Source organism: Bacillota bacterium, from assembly GCA_009711825.1.
Taxonomy (GTDB): Bacteria; Bacillota; Proteinivoracia; order UBA4975; family VEMY01; genus VEMY01.
On the sequence record VEMY01000027.1, the window covers coordinates 1 to 16,678 of the forward strand.

18 protein-coding genes and 1 pseudogene are annotated in these 16,678 nt (G+C 52.0%); 15 read left to right on the forward strand and 4 right to left on the reverse strand.

Annotated features, from left to right (window positions below):
- Positions 1 to 164: 164 nt before the first annotated feature.
- Together FH749_09445 and FH749_09450 are read right to left on the reverse strand one after the other, a co-directional pair.
- Positions 165 to 929 (reverse strand): helix-turn-helix domain-containing protein, encoded by a 765-nt coding sequence (locus FH749_09445; GenBank protein MTI95692.1) that lies wholly within the window; start codon positions 927 to 929, stop codon positions 165 to 167.
- Positions 930 to 1,918: 989 nt separating this feature from the next.
- Complete coding sequence (locus FH749_09450; GenBank protein MTI95693.1) at positions 1,919 to 2,656, reverse strand: GntR family transcriptional regulator; 738 nt, start codon at positions 2,654 to 2,656, stop codon at positions 1,919 to 1,921.
- A gap of 263 nt (positions 2,657 to 2,919) precedes the next feature.
- On the opposite strand from FH749_09450, the gene FH749_09455 reads away from it, so the two are divergent.
- The 4 genes and pseudogenes from FH749_09455 to FH749_09470 all read left to right on the forward strand — a co-directional run bounded on the left by FH749_09455 (position 2,920) and on the right by FH749_09470 (position 6,358).
- The gene (locus FH749_09455; GenBank protein MTI95694.1) at positions 2,920 to 4,434 is read left to right on the forward strand and encodes a sodium-dependent transporter; all 1,515 of its coding nucleotides are present in this window, start codon (positions 2,920 to 2,922) and stop codon (positions 4,432 to 4,434) included.
- Positions 4,434 to 4,535, forward strand: coding sequence for a MetS family NSS transporter small subunit (locus tag FH749_09460; GenBank protein ID MTI95695.1), 102 nt, complete (start codon positions 4,434 to 4,436; stop codon positions 4,533 to 4,535). The genes FH749_09455 and FH749_09460 overlap by 1 nt, the downstream gene beginning before the upstream one ends.
- Before the next feature lie 201 nt (positions 4,536 to 4,736).
- Positions 4,737 to 5,515 (forward strand): annotated as a pseudogene (locus FH749_09465) (ABC transporter substrate-binding protein).
- A 90-nt stretch (positions 5,516 to 5,605) separates the two neighbouring features.
- Positions 5,606 to 6,358, forward strand: a complete 753-nt coding sequence (locus FH749_09470) for an ABC transporter ATP-binding protein (GenBank protein MTI95696.1) — start codon at positions 5,606 to 5,608, stop codon at positions 6,356 to 6,358.
- 35 nt (positions 6,359 to 6,393) lie between these two features.
- On the opposite strand, the gene FH749_09475 is transcribed toward FH749_09470, so the two are convergent.
- Positions 6,394 to 7,809, reverse strand: coding sequence for an amidohydrolase (locus tag FH749_09475; protein MTI95697.1), 1,416 nt, complete (start codon positions 7,807 to 7,809; stop codon positions 6,394 to 6,396).
- 179 nt (positions 7,810 to 7,988) lie between these two features.
- Here FH749_09475 and FH749_09480 point away from each other — a divergent pair, with 179 nt between their 5' ends.
- From FH749_09480 to FH749_09505, 6 genes are all read left to right on the forward strand, one after another.
- Positions 7,989 to 8,498 (forward strand): hypothetical protein, encoded by a 510-nt coding sequence (locus FH749_09480; protein ID MTI95698.1) that lies wholly within the window; start codon positions 7,989 to 7,991, stop codon positions 8,496 to 8,498.
- The gene (locus FH749_09485) at positions 8,495 to 9,289 is read left to right on the forward strand and encodes an alpha/beta hydrolase (protein ID MTI95699.1); all 795 of its coding nucleotides are present in this window, start codon (positions 8,495 to 8,497) and stop codon (positions 9,287 to 9,289) included. Before FH749_09480 ends, FH749_09485 begins: the two co-directional genes overlap by 4 nt.
- Positions 9,290 to 9,334: 45 nt before the next feature.
- Complete coding sequence (locus FH749_09490; GenBank protein MTI95700.1) at positions 9,335 to 10,138, forward strand: hypothetical protein; 804 nt, start codon at positions 9,335 to 9,337, stop codon at positions 10,136 to 10,138.
- Positions 10,113 to 11,639, forward strand: a complete 1,527-nt coding sequence (locus FH749_09495; GenBank protein ID MTI95701.1) for a hypothetical protein — start codon at positions 10,113 to 10,115, stop codon at positions 11,637 to 11,639. Before FH749_09490 ends, FH749_09495 begins: the two co-directional genes overlap by 26 nt.
- 182 nt (positions 11,640 to 11,821) lie before the next feature.
- A complete protein-coding gene (acpS, locus tag FH749_09500; protein MTI95702.1) occupies positions 11,822 to 12,199 on the forward strand; it encodes a holo-[acyl-carrier-protein] synthase in 378 nt (125 codons plus the stop codon).
- A complete protein-coding gene (locus FH749_09505; GenBank protein MTI95703.1) occupies positions 12,196 to 13,704 on the forward strand; it encodes an NAD(P)H-hydrate dehydratase in 1,509 nt (502 codons plus the stop codon). Before acpS ends, FH749_09505 begins: the two co-directional genes overlap by 4 nt.
- Here the strand turns inward: FH749_09505 and FH749_09510 are convergent.
- Entirely contained in the window at positions 13,548 to 13,784 is a 237-nt protein-coding gene (locus tag FH749_09510; protein ID MTI95704.1) for a hypothetical protein, read from the reverse strand. The two genes, FH749_09505 and FH749_09510, sit on opposite strands and share 157 nt — an antisense overlap.
- Between FH749_09510 and FH749_09515 the strand changes: the two genes are divergently transcribed.
- The 5 genes from FH749_09515 (at position 13,731) to FH749_09535 (ending at position 16,621) form a co-directional block, all read left to right on the forward strand.
- On the forward strand, positions 13,731 to 14,183 hold the full coding sequence (locus FH749_09515; protein MTI95705.1) for a CBS domain-containing protein: 453 nt from the start codon (positions 13,731 to 13,733) through the stop codon (positions 14,181 to 14,183). The genes FH749_09510 and FH749_09515 overlap by 54 nt on opposite strands.
- Positions 14,183 to 14,659, forward strand: coding sequence for a hypothetical protein (locus FH749_09520; GenBank protein ID MTI95706.1), 477 nt, complete (start codon positions 14,183 to 14,185; stop codon positions 14,657 to 14,659). The genes FH749_09515 and FH749_09520 overlap by 1 nt, the downstream gene beginning before the upstream one ends.
- 125 nt (positions 14,660 to 14,784) lie before the next feature.
- The gene (locus tag FH749_09525; protein ID MTI95707.1) at positions 14,785 to 15,903 is read left to right on the forward strand and encodes an alanine racemase; all 1,119 of its coding nucleotides are present in this window, start codon (positions 14,785 to 14,787) and stop codon (positions 15,901 to 15,903) included.
- A 111-nt stretch (positions 15,904 to 16,014) separates the two neighbouring features.
- Positions 16,015 to 16,266, forward strand: coding sequence for an antitoxin (locus FH749_09530; protein MTI95708.1), 252 nt, complete (start codon positions 16,015 to 16,017; stop codon positions 16,264 to 16,266).
- 4 nt (positions 16,267 to 16,270) lie between these two features.
- Complete coding sequence (locus tag FH749_09535) at positions 16,271 to 16,621, forward strand: type II toxin-antitoxin system PemK/MazF family toxin (GenBank protein MTI95709.1); 351 nt, start codon at positions 16,271 to 16,273, stop codon at positions 16,619 to 16,621.
- Positions 16,622 to 16,678 lie beyond the last annotated feature (57 nt).

Consider the following 16,678-nt stretch of genomic DNA (forward strand, 5'->3'; position numbering starts at 1 on the left):
TTTGTTCTTTAAACTCTTGTGAGAATGTCCTTCTTTCTCGCTTGGTCATTTTGATTCTCCTATAGTTTTATTTGAATCAAGCTTATATGACCTTAACGAATCTGTCCAACTAAGTGTAACCTATCCAGGACTCTGTTTTAGTGGGCAGATTGCTGAAGGGTGAATTATGACTGCTGGGTAGGGTCGTGCCATAGCTCAGCTAAAGGGATGGCCAGGCCTGGAAACTCAGGGTGTTCTAATACGTCATCATCTGTTCCTATAGCTATCAGGGAATATAGTCCATCCTTTAGTAAAAAGCATTCAAATGTATTATCCCTGGGGTTAACTAACCAATAATGTTGGACCCCGGCCTTTTGGTAGATCTGCAGTTTTTCTACTCTGTCCCTGCGCAAACTAGAGTCGGATATTATCTCTACTGTTAAATTAGGGGCACCATCTATCCGATTTTCCTGCATGATGCCAAGTTGGTTCCCGGCGATGTATAAGATGTCTGGCTGGACTACGGTTATATCATGGAAGGTAACATCCAGGGGTGCGTCGAAAATTTCACCTTTTGGGTCAACCTGTTTGAAGTAAGAAATTAAACGGTACTCCAGCTCTCTGGATATTCTTTGATGCAGTAGATTAGGTGAAGGCTCTTTAACCAGTAGCCCTTCCAGGACTTCATAGCGGAATCCCGGAATCTCAGGTAATGCGAGATACTCCTGATAGGTATAGGTCTTTGGCCCAGTTTGGAAATCAGGAGTTTTTTCTTTGACAACTCCGGAAAGTGCTTGCTTAACTTCACCAAGGTTATAGCGGTATTGTCTGCCCTCCAGTTTCACATAAGGGATTCTGTCAGCCCTGGTGTATCGCCAAATTGTTTCAACTGAGAGGTTAAGGATATCAGCCAGAGCTTGCGCTGTTAGAAGGTTTTTCGCCTTATCCATGCTCCCACCTCCATCACAATTCTACAGCATGGACACAACCATAGTCAAGTATTGTATACCAAAATAAGTTCCAAGTGCTGTTTGCTTTATATATGTTTATGCTAAGCAAAGCAAGGCTTTATCCGTGAAAGCCGGTGAAACTGCCACGAAGATTAGTCCTTCAACAAGATAGTCGGGCTAATCTTGCTCACTTTATATACCAGCCAATGTGCAGGCGGTAATCGCAAGGAAAATGATTACAGGCAGCAATGAAAAGCAGGATTACGTAGCTTAACCGCGAATTAGAAGCAGTAGTTTGAAGATTTAAGAAAGTAAGCCTGCCGATAAGAGCGCCGCATTTGGGTTTGATTTTGTACTGCCGAGAGATTCCTGCTGTCAAAATGACAAGGGGGTTACCCAGTTGTATTATCGTGAGAACACCGTGAGAAGTGTAGCTGGATTAGGTTGAATTGATAGGTCTATTTATGTCTTTGTTCGAATCCATAACGCTTCTCTTTGGAAGAAGGATTATCTTTACAGACAGGAGGTGTTCATAATTATGCATAAAGCTAGAATAGTTGTTAATGGTATATACGCCTTCGGTGTGATTTGTGTTTTAGCTTTGGTATCCTACTCTATTTACTGCAGTTACGCATTCTGGGAAGGACTTTGGCATGGTCCATATACTAATTTGCTTACACCTTTTATATTCAATAGATCTGTCGCTATTACATTAGGCGTAGGTTCAATTCCGATGGCCTTAGCATGTGCATCTTTCTATAGGTTCAATGGTATAGCTAAAAGCAAATATGCCTTTTTGAAGGGTTTAATTATATGGTTGCCCGCTTGTGTGTGTTTCCTTAGTCTTTTGGTTTTGTTTCATGAAATGGTGGTAGGCTGGGCATTCCGCAATTTTTAGGCCGGACAAGGGACCTGTCCCCTTGTCCGGATGTAGCACAAAACGAAATAATTTATGCCTCCTGAATACGTTCTTCAGGAGGCATCTGAATTTACGGCAGTTCTAGTTTGGTTTTGACTGAGTAGATATCGCCGCGATAGCGAAAGGTGAGCCAGAAAAAGGGTGTGTTATCGGTGTCATAGATCAGGCGGCTGAGCTGGAGCACCGGGTGGCCCGGCTCTACCTCCAGCAGTTTGGCGGTGTCTTCATCGGCGAGGATCGAACTGATCTCCTGCATCACCCGGCCGAGGCGCAATTTTTTGTCATAGACCAGGTAATTGTAGAAGGAGCCCCCTAGTTTTTCTTCATCCACATCGCCGAGGATTGCTCGATTCAGGTATGACTCTTCCACGGCCACCGGTAGGTCGTTGGCTGTCCGCAGACGCTTGATATACGTGATTTCTTCACCCTCGGGCAGGTTGAGAATCGATTTAACCTCCTGGTCCGGCAGGCGCTGGTCGTGGTTGAGCACTAACGTCCCCGGCTTATACCCCCGGGCCAGCATCTCAGAGGTAAAAGAAACCAACTGCTCCATGCCATCCTCAGGCCGGGGGCGGCAGACAAAGGTGCCCTTACCCCGTCTCCGGTAGAGGTAGCCCTCGCTGACCAGTTTTAATACCGCCCGGCGCACAGTTTCCCGGCCGACACTGAAAGTTTCCATCAGTTCCGATTCAGTAGGGACCATTGCGTTTTGCTCCCATTCGCCATCGGTAATTTTCTTTTTTAATATCTCATATAACTGTAAATACAGAGGCATGCCATTATTTTCGAGCATAAATATCGCCACCATTTTTTCTAAAGTATACCACTTATTCCGGGTTGAGAAAAGGTTCAGTGGTATACACTGCACTTTAAAGCGTTGACAACTGCAGGTGAAAAAGGATATAATACTGACATATAATTGTTACGTACATGTAATAGTTGGTGATAATATAACAGAAGATTTAACCTGCTACTAAGAACTACCTATCTAATGTTCTTTGACAGCGGTATCAAGAGCTCTCTTGCCACCACAAGGGAGTTCTATGTATACATGAATACTTTAAAGGAGTGATCTTATTGAGAGAACGATGGAGTTCGCGGACAATCTTCATCATGGCAGCCATCGGTTCGGCTGTCGGTCTCGGAAACGCCTGGCGTTTCCCGGGTATGGCCTTCAATAACGGTGGAGGCGCATTCTTAATTCCTTACTTTGTTGCACTTATAACTGCCGGTATTCCCCTGTTGCTGTTGGAAATTTCCATTGGTAAAAAGTATCAGGCGGGCGCTCCCTCGGCCTTCGCCAAAATTCACAAGTGGTTTGAAAGCCTGGGTTGGTGGGCTCTGGCAACCAGTTTTGTAATTGTTTCGTACTATGCAGTTGTTTTGGCCTGGAGCTTGAACTATATCATTTCTTCCCTCAGTGTCGCCTGGGGTGATGACGCTGGAGGGTACTTCATCGGCGAGATTCTGCAGAGAACCGATAGCCCCGGCGTTTTGGGTGGCTTTAGTATGCCGGTCTTGATTGCTCTGGTGGTTGCCTGGATTGGTGTCTGGCTCTGTATCCGCAAAGGTGTCAAGACCGTTGGCAAAGTTGTCCAGTGGACAGTGCCGATACCTCTGGTTCTCATGGTAGTCCTCGGCATCCGCGCTATCACTCTGCCGGGCGCCATCGACGGTCTGAATTACTACCTGAAGCCCGACTTCTCCGCGCTCTTGGATGTGCGGGTTTGGGCGGCGGCCTATGGCCAGATTTTCTTCAGCCTCAGTGTGCTGTTCGGAATTATGATTGCCTACGCTAGCTTCCTGCCCAAGGACAGCGACACCACCACAGATACCATAATCATCGGCTTTGCTGATGCTGCTATCAGCTTCCTGGCTGGTTTTGCAGTATTTGGCGCCTTGGGCTACATGGCTCATACCACTGGTATGACCTTGGAACCCGGAATGGGGGGTATCACTGGCGTTGGCCTTGCCTTTATTACCTATCCTGAGGTTATCGCCCAATTGCCCTGGGGCGCAGCCGCTTTTGGGTTTATGTTCTTCCTGATGCTCTTCACGTTGGGGATCGATTCCGCTTTCTCCATTGTTGAGGGTATTGTGACTGGTCTGGTCGACAAGTTTAAGTGGAACAGGTCCAAGACTTTGGCCTGGACCTGTATCTTTGGCTTTGCCGGCAGCTTGCTCTTTGCCACCAAGGCAGGGCTCTACTGGTTGGATATTGTCGACTACTTCACCAATAACTTCAACCTGATTGTCATTGGGATTATTGAATGTCTGCTTGTTGGTTGGATTTTTGGCGCTGACAAGATTCGCGCTTTCTTCAACGAGACAGGTACCATCAAGTTTGGCAAGTGGTGGGAACTGATGATTCGTTTTGTCACCCCAATAGCCCTGTTGGGAGTCAGCGTTCTCTGGATTATTGACAATATCCAGACAAATTATGAGGGGTATGAAACTGCCCACCTGGTGATGGGCGGCTGGGCCGTTGTCGCCGCAACCATCATCATTGGTTTCGTATTGATGTTCTTCAAAGGCGGAGACAAGACTGCTTCTGCCGACGACAAATCGATTGGAGTTGATGGTTAATGGAAGCCTCTGCATGGATTATGCTTGGTGTTGCAGTCGTGCTGCTCTATGGTGGCCTGGCCTGGGGCATCACGGTGGCCGTCAAATCCAGCAAGAAGTAATTGAGCGGACCGCACTTTTGTGCGGTCCATTTTTGTGTAAGGCTTGTGCATATTTTTACAATACAAAGTTTTAAAATTTTACTGACAAAAGCGCGGGGCAATATTAAAATCAGCCTATAGTAGCATATATTAGAATCAGCTACTAATTTCTATTTTGAGAGGAGCGAACTGATGAAGAAGCTACTAAGTTTAGGTCTGGTCATGATTTTGGTTTTTGCAGTAGCAGCCTGCGGATAGGGCACAGATGTCGATGATGAAGACATGGGTGAATTGGTACCGGAGCTAACCATTTACTCCTCTCTGCCCGAGGCAAACTTGGTCAACTATGAGATGGCCAAGGAATTGTCTGAGGAGTTGGCAAATTGGGGGTTACCCTCAATGCCCAACCCACCGACTTCAACGTTTTGCTGGACATAATTTATGGTGAGGATATGGATTATGATGTCTACACCATCGGTTGGTCGGGTCGGGTAGAGCGATTGGATCCCGACATGTTTATTCACTCCATCAACCACTCAAGTAACGCAGTCCCCGGCGCCAACAACACATCGCGCTACAGAAACCCTGAATTTGATGCACTGGCAGATGCCCAGCGTTCAGAGATGGATATGGACGAAAGGCAGCGTCTTGTCTGGGAAGCTCAGCGCATTCTGGCCGAAGACGTGCCCCGGATTACCACCTACTCCCGGGCCAATCTGCAAACTTATAACAAAGAAAAATACACTAATGTCCTGAACATGTCTGGTGAAGGCCTGTTCAACGAGTGGACACCAATGGTAGTTGAGCCATTGACAGATGATAAGACTTTGATTGTCGGAAGCAATATCAATATTACCAACCTCAACCCCTTCGCCGCTCGTTCTGTATATGACTGGCGGAACCTGCGTCTAATTTATGACAAGCTGGTGTGTCTGACTGTGGATGTTGAGCCCGAGCCCTGGGCCGCAACCGGTTGGGATATAATTGACGACACCCTTTTGGGTTGGCCTCATGGTGATAATGATTTTCGCCGTCAATCTGGGCTGGTTCCCGGCCCAGGCGAATTAACCCTAGACGGCCATACCCTGGATATGCGGGGGCGTAACCGGCTTAACTTTCGCCGGGAAGTGCAGATGATATTCCAGGATCCGTATGAGACCCTCAATCCTCGGTTCAATGTTTTGGAAACTATCGCCGAGCCCCTGCGGATTCACGGTGTCAAGGAAAAGGATGAAATCCACCGTCGGGTGCTTGAAGTGCTGGAGTTGGCGGAACTAAAACCTCCGGAACAGTATCTATATAGTTTTCCCCATGAGCTCAGCGGCGGGCAGCGGCAGCGGGTTGCCATCGCCCGGGGCATTGTTTTGGAGCCTAAGTTTCTCGTGGCGGATGAGCCGGTCTCAATGTTAGATGTTTCAATCCGTGCAGATATCCTCAACCTCTTGAAGAAACTGCGGCAACAAATGGGGTTGACGATGCTCTATGTGTCCCACGATTTGTCGACGATTAAATACCTTTGCGACCGGATTGCCGTGATGTATCTGGGCAAGATTGTGGAAATTGGTCCGGTGAATGAAGTGGTGGCCGCACCGCAGCATCCGTATACCAAGGCATTGCTTTCCGCTGTGCCCGTAGCCGATCCCGATTATGTCAAGGAACGGCTGGTAATTGATGATGAGGTGCCGGATCAGATTAATCTGCCCGAGGGCTGCCGGTTCCGTCCCCGGTGCCCATATGCTACCGCTGCCTGTGTCGGTTTCAGCCACGAGCTTGTCGAGCGTGCAGAGGGTCAGTTCAGCGCCTGCATTTATACGCCCGAAGAGTGGAAGAGCCCGGTCAGCTGACCGGGCTCTTTATAATTTGCAGCGGGTTTCTTTGCCTAAAGCTGTCCCGCCCGCATCATTGTCATGCCGACATTGGCAGCGTCGGGCTTTGCTTTTCGTGCAACCAGTTGTGCCTGGCGATGGGCTTCTGCAATTGCCAGTTTTTCGTCAAGCGTGAGGATTTTGCGTGCTTCCATGACAATCTTGCCGTCGATGATTACCGTATCCACTTCGCTGCCGTTGGCGGAGTAGACCAGATTGGGGACAATGTTGCGGACCGGGTCGGTGATAATCGGGGCGAGGGCTGGATTGTCCAGGTCAATCATAATCATGTCGGCCTTTTTGCCTGGACGCAGAGAGCCGACTTCCTCGCCGAGGCCGATTGCCCGGGCCCCGTCAATGGTGGCCAGGCGCAGCATCTGCCAGGCGGGAAAGCGTCGGGGATCCCGGAAGCGGCATTTGTTGAGGATCGCTGTAAATTTCATTTCATTGAACATGTTGTTGCAGTTGTTGCCCGGCGCTTGATCTGAACCGAGGGCGAGGTTGCCGCGGGCTTCCAGGAATTCAGCGGCTGGGGGCACAATCCCGTCGATAATGCCAATGCTGCCAGAGCACAAAAGCATAGCTGCACCTCGGCGGGCCACCAACTGTGTCTCTTCTTTGGTTGCCTCAGTAAGGTGCACAGCCAGCAGGCGCCAGTCCAAATACCCCAGTTCATCCAAAAACTGAATGCTGCGCATGCCATAGCGTTTGAGCATCTGATTGATTTCCCGATCACCCTGGGCCACATGCATATGAATCATCGTCTCGTGCTTTTCGGCCAGCGCCTTGACCTCCTGAAGCAGCTCCCGGGATAGCATATCCGGGCCCTGGGGTCCCCAGAGGCAGGTGATGCGGTTATCGTCATAACCATGCCAGCGCTCAAACACCGATTTGGCACGAGTCAGTTTGTGGTTTCCGATTGCCGGGTCCAACGGGTAGAGGTCTCCCACCAGGAGTCCGCTCAAGTCCTCGGGCATTTCATTTATAGTTTCGGCAACCCTGGCCCGGGTGCCGACCCGGGCGTGGTTGGCGGCAATTTGCAGCATCGGCACGTCATAATCGCAGAAGGTGGTGGTCCCTGCCTTAACGCCTTCAATGATGTTCATTAACGAGCCAGCGACCCGTGCCTCATCGGTCAGGGTTTTGGTGAAGGGCCACAGTCCCTGTTGCATCCAATTATCAGTGTCCTGGGCCAGGCCGCGAAGGATGCCGATTCCCGTGTGTATGTGGGCATCAACCAGGCCGGGCATGACCACCTTGTTTTTGGCGTCGATGCGGCGGCGGGCCTGGAAGTTCTGTTCTAGCTCCCGACTAGGCCCGACGGCGACGATTTTATTGTCGCGGATAGCAACTGCTCCGTCCGGCAGCATGCCGACCCCCGGGCCCTCCATGGTTAGGACATATCCGTTGGTGATCAGGATGTCGAGCATATCAATCCCCCTCGTTTTTGTTTATTTTAACACAGACACCGGTATGCTTCCGAATCGACCAGAATTTGGCGGCAATAATTCTGGAATTTAACCTTAGTAAGGCAGGATTTTTCGGAAAAAAAGGGAAATAAATCTCATGCCAATAATGGCAGTTGATTGGCAAGGAGGTAAGGTTAATTATGGCTACAATTACGGCACAGATTCTTGTGGGTAGCGGTCACCCGAATCATGATGGAATCTGGCCCGGGCACTGTTTATATCTCAGCGAGAACAGCCGCCCCACATGGATATTGGTGCCCGATGCCCTGAGCAGTGAGGAGCGGGCCAAAGTTACATGGATTCCCACGGTGGAAAGCATGTTGGAAGATGCGTTGCTGATGATTGCGATTCATGTAATAAAGGCGCCACCGATTGTTGAGCTGGCCCAAGAATATATTCAAAGCCAGGAACAGAACTGGGTTGTGATGTATGAGGACGTGGAACCGGAAAACCGCCGACGTCTCTACCAACGGTGCCGGGAGTTGGAGAATAATTTCAAACTGGTAATCACTGTTCTCAGGGGGAGCGCCATTGAGGAACAATTGCCGGTATTGACAGAATATCAAATGGATGTGGAAGTGTGTACGCCTAGCTTCGTTCGCCTCTATTCTCGCTGGTTGGAGCAAACCCGGGTTGAGGGAGAATTATGAAGTTAGACAGACAATCGCTAATTGACCGGACACTGGTCAAAGGCAGTGGCCCGCCGGTTCTGTTTTTGCACGATGCCTTCGGACCGGGGACCTGGGAGTACGTGATTCCTGAACTGGTAGACCGGTATCAGGTATTTTGTCCCGTGCTGCCAGGCTTTTTTGTTAACGATGGAAAAGTTGAGTATGATGACTTCTTCTGTGTTGAGTTTGTCCTACAGGTGTTGGCTGCTTTGGACTTGCCCCGGGTTATAATCGCCGGTTGCGGTGCAGGGGCCAGGATTGCCCTGAATTTTGTGCTTGATCATCCCAACCGGGTCTCTCGGTTGATTATCTGCCAGGCAACGGGTCTGCGGCGGAATTTAACCGGCTTGTTTCCTGGGGCCAGCATGCTGACCAAAAGAATGCTTTCAGTTCTGTTGGCCGACAGTAAGTTGGTGGCGGCTTTGGTGCGCAAGGGATTTGTCGACAAGGAGCATCCGCTTCTGCCGGCAACCGGTACACAGTTCGCCAAGTACTTGGAAGAACCTGCGCTTAGAGAGAATATCGCCCGCCTGCTGGCACATTCGTTGAGCAGGGCCTCGTTTTGGCCGGTATTGCTCCCATCCGTAGCCGTCAGGACCCTTATCTTGTGGCCTACCGAGGACGAGTTTTGTCCTGTCAGTGGTGGACGGGAATTACATCAGTTACTTAGATATAGTGACTTAAAGCTTTTGGAAGGTTACGGCCACTTTGCCACCGTGGAGGCGCCCGGAGTTTTCGCCGAGGAGATAGTATCTTTTGCCACTCAGTAGTAATGCCCCCAGCTTTTAACGCTACGGGCAGAATGATATAACGAGCTGTCTGTGGGCCGGTATATCCGGGATGTTTTTGAGCAGGATATTGCTCAAAAACCCCAAAAAATTCACCTAGGCAGCGAAAATTACTGTAAAGGGGGACTGGAGCTGAATATTGATGTGTTTCAGGCCCGGCAGGATCCGGTAAAACGCAATATTTTCCTGGCCCAGCAGCGGGAATTTGTACGCAAGACAGCTTCAGTCCATTGTCGGCGCCCGCTGGAATGGGGCCGGGACGAGGAATTGAGTATTGCATTAATTGCCCTAGATACTGCCGTGGACGCCTACCTCCCTGATAAAAACGCCAAATTTACCACTTTTGCTTCGTTGGTTATCCGGCGCAGGCTTACCGATTATCTGCGTAATCGCAGTCGTCGCGCCCAGCGGGAACTCCCGGTGGATGAATTGCCCGAGTGGAAATCACCGGAACCAAGCGAAGATATGCTGCGGATGGAGCGGGCTTGGGAACTGGAGGAGTTTCAACGGCAGATTAGCCGCTATAATATATCCTTTAAGGAATTGGCAAAAGAGTCCCCCCGTCATCAGCAAGTGCGTTCCCGTCTGTTGCGGGCCATCGCCACTATCTGTCGCGATCAGAAATTGCTGCAGACAATTCTTGACCGGGGCCGGCTGCCTTTGGAGCAGATGTCGGAACTCACCGGTGAGACCAAGAAAGCGTTATCCAAGCGGCGCCGTTATTTACTGGCGGCTTTGCTGGTCCATGCCCGCAGGGCAGACTTCCCGTTCATTGCTACTTATTTAGGGTTAGGAGGTGAAGAAGATGCCCAAGACAGGAGTGATTTGTAAAATTGAACAGGATTGTTATTACATCCTCACCCCCCAGGGTGATTTTGAGCGTATTCCAGGCGCTCCCGCCCGGGGCGCCAAACTGGGTGACCGTGTGCGGGTATCTTCCCACTCCTGGCGGCGACTGGTGGCAGTCGCTGCGGCCCTAGCTCTGATTGTTACCGGTGTTTTGAGCCTGCATCCCGGCAGGTTTCCGTCGGGCAGCGATGAATACTGGCTTGCCCTGGACGTAAACCCGAGCATTGGGTTCAAAGTTTCCGAGACCAAACATGTAACCGAAATCCGGGCTTACAATGAAAGCGGCGAGACCCTTTTGGCTTCCCTGGAGCTGGCGGGCGAGGAGCTATACACAGCCCTGGGCCTCATCCTGGCAGAAACGGTAAGCCGGGGTTTTGTAGCCGGGGATGTGGTTCTATCTAAAGACATTAATTTTGACCTGGACATCGACCTCTTGGCAGGCGCTTTGGAAAGCAGGGAATTGGCCCTCAGTCTCCGGATTGTCGAACTGGAGCATGCCGGCAGTGGTGAAAGTTCACCGTTGCGGGAAGTTTTATCGGCAGTCGCTGCCGGGTATGGCCGGGAGCTGAGCCTGGACGAACCGGGAGCGGTGGCCGCTGCTGCCGCAGAGCTGCTTCCAGCTGCCCAAGTGGTGAAGACAGAGGCATGGCAACAAGATGTGGTTGCCCAGTACTTGGTGGAAAAATACCAAGTGGGCGGGGAACTGGTCGCCGAAATGCTGGAGTCCTTCAAATCTGAGGATGTGGCATTGATTCTGGACTATGCCCGCGGGCAGCACTTGTCTCCCAGGGAGGTTTGGGAGGAAATAAAGGGCTCAGGTAAAGCGCCTGCGGCCTGGCTGGAAACTGAGGACGTCGCCAACGGCGATTTGGCAGTGGTTGAGGACCAGCGTCAAAGCCTTGACCAACTGGCAAGCGCCTATCAAATTCCTGCCGGACGCCTGAGTAGTTTGATGCGTAAGGGGTATAGCCTGGAGGAGTTGACAAAGCTTTTGGCTATGGCCGGCAGAGGTCAGGATAATCTGACCCAGACAATCAAGGCCTATGAGGAGGCCGACAGGGACCCGCTTTTCTTTGAATATGGTCAAGTCCCCGAAGACGAAAGTTCGGAGAATGGATCTAACGATAACTCAGGAGATGAATTTGATTCTGACAATAGTTCCGGTCGCGATGGCGACACTCCTTCACCAGACCCTATCAGTGTTGACGACCTGATGGGCCGGTTTGGCGTCAACCGTGGCGAAATAACCCGGTTAACTGCCAAAGGGTATCAGCTGGCGGAGGTCTGGGAGGTATTCTTGCTGGCCGAACGCAGCGGCCAGGCGGTTAGATTTGTCACCGATCAGCTGGAGTCCTCCGTGGACTGGCGCCAGTTCATTGCGCAGCTGGAACTTCAACCCGCCGCAGTCCGGGATATTGAACTGCTTCCCGGGCGCATCGGCGCCAACAAAAATAGCAACCCCGGCCGTAACAGGCGGCCGTGATTTGCCCAACTCCCCAGAACAAGCCCGCTGCCCCGCGGGTTTGTTCGCTTTTTAGGGTAATATAAAAAGTAGCCAATTCTAATGCCGCAGCGGAAAACTTCGTGTGTAATATGCTTCTATATGAAGGAAAATCGTTGTTTATCACAGAATTGATTAATAACATTAATTGGGGGAGTGGTACGATGATAATCGGGGTGGGGGTTGATTCAATTGAAATTGACCGGGTAAGGCAGGCTGCAGAGCGCATTGAGTTTCGGCAGCGGATCTATACACCTCTGGAACTCAGCCAGCTCTCGGCAACCAGAGAGTCCCCGCGGCTAGCGACGCTGTTTGCCGCCAAAGAGGCCGTTTTCAAGGCCCTGGGCACCGGTCTACGTGGCCACTCCTGGCAACAAGTGGAGGTGGTGCATCAGGCCAACGGACGCCCATTGGTGCAGCTCCACGGCCAGGCTCGCATCACCGCCCGGCGTCTGGGCGCCAGGCATGTTCATCTGTCACTGACCCACGACCACACGCGGGCAATTGCCTTTTGTATTCTTGAAGGGGGTATACCTGTATGACCTGGCTGACGACCGGAAAGCAGATGCGGCAAATTGACCGCCGGGCAATTGAAGAGTTGCAGGTTCCCGGCGCCCTGCTGATGGAGGCGGCGGCTGTTTTTACGGCCAATGTTGCCAGTGAGCACTGCCGACGCGGGGGCAACGTTGCGGTGATCTGCGGCTCCGGTAACAACGGGGGCGATGGCTGGGGGGCGGCACGCCATCTGGCGGCCCGGGGCTATTCTGTGATGGTCTATACGGCATGCGACCCTGAAACACTGGAGGGAGATGCCCGCCTGCAGCACCAGCTCTATGTCGCCTACGACTTGCCCTGGTCCCGCTACCGGGGTCCGGCAGACCTGACACAGGCAGACTTAATTGTCGATGCTCTATTGGGCACCGGCGTACGGGGCGCGCCCCGGGATGACGCGGCTGCAATCATCCGGGACATAAACGATTCGGATGTGCCGGTGCTGGCAGTGGATATTCCCTCCGGGCTGCCAGCCGAGGCAGTACCGGCGCCAGGTGTTGTGGTCAGGGCATCAGCCACTGCCAGCTTTGGCCTTGCCAAACTTGGTCTTTACGCCAACGGATGTCAGTATGCCGGCAAAGTCTATGTCGACCCAATCGGTTTACCCGCACATTTTTTGCGCGATACCGGCATTATATTAAATGACAAGGAAAATGCCCGTCGGGGCTTTCCGGAGCGGCGGATAGACAGCCATAAAGGCACATACGGCCATGCTCTGTTAGTTGCCGGCAGCCGGGGGATGAGCGGGGCGGCAATGCTTGCAGGCACAGCTGCCCTGAAGAGCGGCATCGGTTTGCTGACGGTGGCCTGTCCGCGTTCTCTTAATGAAGTTCTCGAGTCGAACTTGTGGGAGGCGCTGACGTTGCCCCTGCCGGAAACTGAGGCCGGCACATTTGCCCCTGAGGCCGCTGCCGCAATCCAGGGAGGAATGTCCCGCTATCGGGCCGCTGCAGTCGGCCCCGGTCTCGGGCAGCGACCCGAGGCAAAAGCACTGGTGACAACGCTTTTAGACTCAGGCTTGCCTTTGGTTGTGGATGCAGACGGCTTAAATCTGCTGGCTGGTGAATTGCCGGAACGCAAAGCTACATTGGTTATTTCGCCCCATCCCGGTGAGATGGCCCGTCTCTTGGGTAATACTATAGAACAGGTGCTGGCAGAACCGCTGGCCATTGCCCGGGCAGCAGCCCGGCGCTGGCGATGCGTGGTGATTCTCAAGGGCGCCACATCCTATATAGCGGAGCCGGCCGGCTCTGTGGCTGTGAATATAAGCGGTACCGACGGTCTTGCCACCGGCGGCGCTGGCGATGTGCTTACCGGTCTTATTCTCGGCCTGTTATGTCAGGGCAGCGACCCCTTCGCCGCTGCCTGTACCGCAGCCTGGCTGCTGGGTCGCAGTTCGGAATTGGCAGCGGACCAATTGGGTACCGCATCCCAATTGCCCCGGGATGTGCTGGCCCACTTGCCTCGGGCAGTCTGCCAATTGACGGGGCAGTAACAAAACATATTCAGGGAGGCGTTATTGTGAAAGTTGCTGATGTTATGACCAGGGAAGTAATCACAATCAGTCCGGAGCAAACCTTGGAGGAGGCGGCCCGGATGCTGGTGGAGACCGGTGTCAGCGGCATTCCAGTGGTGGAAGACGAAAAAGTGGTCGGTATGTTGAGCGAAAGGGACTTGCTGGAGGCCCGCAGCGAACCGCGGCCACCCCGCTACCTGGAGTTGCTGGGGGGGATAATTTACCTGGACAGCACCCGGGAGTTCAGCCGGCAGTTGGAGAAAATGACCGCCACCAGTGTCGCTCAGTTGATGAGCAGAGATGTAGTTAGTCTCTCCCCCGACAACTCCCTCGATGAGGCAGCGAAAATTATCATCGACAGAGGGATAAACCGTGTGCCGGTTGTGGACGGGGAGAAAAAATTGGTGGGGATTATAACCCGTACCGATGTACTGCGGGGCATAATGAAGGCAGACTAATGCGGTTGAAAGCGCTTTTGCTGGTGGTACTCTTGTTACTTACAGGTTGCACTCCGGTGTCCAGGGCAGTCGCTTGGTCCGAAGACGCACTGGGAGGTGCCTGGGAGGCCGGATATCGATTGGAATTTCACCAGCCAGATGCCGCGCTTGTATATTCAGTTCAAGAAACTTATAACCAAGACACCTTAACAATTATTGTTGAGAATGCTGACGGCTATACCCAGGTTATGGAGTTTGGCGATGGCTTTGCTGTTGAATTAGGGCCGGGGGAGATTGAGTGGCAGCAGCAACACCAAGGCCCGCCCTGGTATTCGCTTCTTGTCCTGGCAACCCAGATCCAGGCTGAAAAGCCGGTACGGGATGAGAAGTGGTTGCGAAGCGGCGACTATCGCCTGTCTCTCAACGCGGGCCTGCCGGCAGCGGTGACTGTCCCGGAGCAATGGTCCGTGACAATCGAAAGTTTTCAATGGAAATAAGCTGGTCGGCCTTGGGTCGACCCTTTTTTTTTTGTCGTCAACATTCGACAAAAAAATGCCTGTTCAGGCAGGGAAAGTTCGGTTATCTCCAGAAGTTATATAGGTGTCGAAGGAGTGTGATGGCAATGCATCGCTACCGGCCAACGTGGGCGGAAATAAATCTCGCAAATATTGCGCATAACGTTCGGGAATTTAGACGCCATGTGGGCGATGGCACGCGCTTGATGGCAGTTGTCAAAGCTGACGGCTATGGCCACGGCGCTGTGGAAGTGGGTCGGGCAGCTCTCGCTGCCGGCGCCGACTGGTTGGCGGTGGCACTGGTGGAAGAAGGGATTGAATTGCGCCAGGCCGGGATTGCTTCTCCGATTCTTGTATTGGGTTTTTTACCGCCGGAGGGAGTCAATGCAGCTCTGCAGTATCATCTGACTCCGGCCGTGGTCGATATGAACAGTCTGCGGTTGCTGGAGGAAGAAGCGATGCGCCAGCGACGCCGGGTTGCTGTGCACCTTAAGGTGGATACCGGCATGGGTAGACTGGGGCTGCGGGATGAGGCGGCAGTTGCCCTGGCAGAACGGGCGTTGAAGTCGCCCAATCTCGAATTACAAGCTATATTTACTCATTTTGCCGCCGCGGATGATGCCGACAAAACATTTACGATGCAGCAGTTGGATAAATTTAAAAGGACAGTGGAAACACTAAAAGGAGCCCCGGTGCTGACCCATTGCAGCAACAGCGCTGCCACAATCGATGTGCCGGAAGCTCGGGGGGATTTGGTTCGGATTGGCATCAGCCTTTACGGACTATATCCTTCATCGGAAGTTAAGCCGTTGGTTGATCTGCGACCGGCCTTATCTTTGCACACCCAGGTGGCAACGGTCAAAGAGGTTCCGGCGGGGACGCCGATAAGTTATGGTTGCACCTTTGTCACCGAAAGACCGAGTCGGATTGCCACCTTACCGATTGGTTATGCCGATGGTTATAACCGGCGGCTGTCGGGGCGCGCAAATGTTTTGCTGCGGGGCAAACGAGTGCCGTTGGTCGGCCGAGTCTGTATGGACTATTGTATGGCTGATGTTACCGACTTGGATGGAGTGGAGCCGGGCGAGCAAGTAACACTCTATGGATCCCAGGGTGCGGCAACCATCTCGGTTGATGAAACGGCGCGGCTTTTGGATACAATTAATTATGAGATTACCTGTGCTGTATCGGCTCGAGTGCCGAGAATTTACCGCCGTCAAGGTTGACAGTGGCTGATTTGGAAAATATAATGTATATATTATAGTATATACTCGGCTCAATACGCTTCGTATATCGTAAATTCAGGGGGTGCTTACGTGGCGCAGACCAAGCGAATCATGATATCCATTCCCAGCGCACTGCTGCAAGAGGTTGACGGCATTGTCCAAAAGGAAAATATGAATCGCAGCCATTTAATCCGGGAAGCAATGTATTTATATATCCAAGAAATGAAAAAACGACAAATTAGGGAAAAATTGCAAATGGGCTATGTTGAGATGAGTAAAATCAACCTGACTCTTGCCAACGAAGCAGTTGCGGCCGAAAACGAGGCTGTCGAGGCGATTGAACAATTGGTAAGTGGGGCGTGATAAAATGGGGGTAAAGAGAGGCGATGTTTACTACGCTGACCTGAGCCCAGTTGTGGGTTCTGAGCAGGGCGGTGTGCGCCCGGTTCTAATCATTCAAAATGACGTGGGCAACAAATACAGCCCAACGGTCATTGTTGCCGCGATAACATCCCAAATCCAAAAGGCCAAGCTCCCCACCCATGTGGAGATAACCGCTAAAGAACATGGACTGGATCGGGATTCGGTGGTGCTTCTAGAACAGATTCGCACTATAGACAAGCAACGCCTCAATGAACGCATTACCCATTTGGCGCCGGATTTAATGCAACGAGTGAACGACGCTGTGCAAATCAGTCTTGGCTTGATAGATTTCTGAAAAAGACAGTGAGCGCTGTCTTTTTTTGTGTACGGCAGGAAAAGTAAAACGATAATG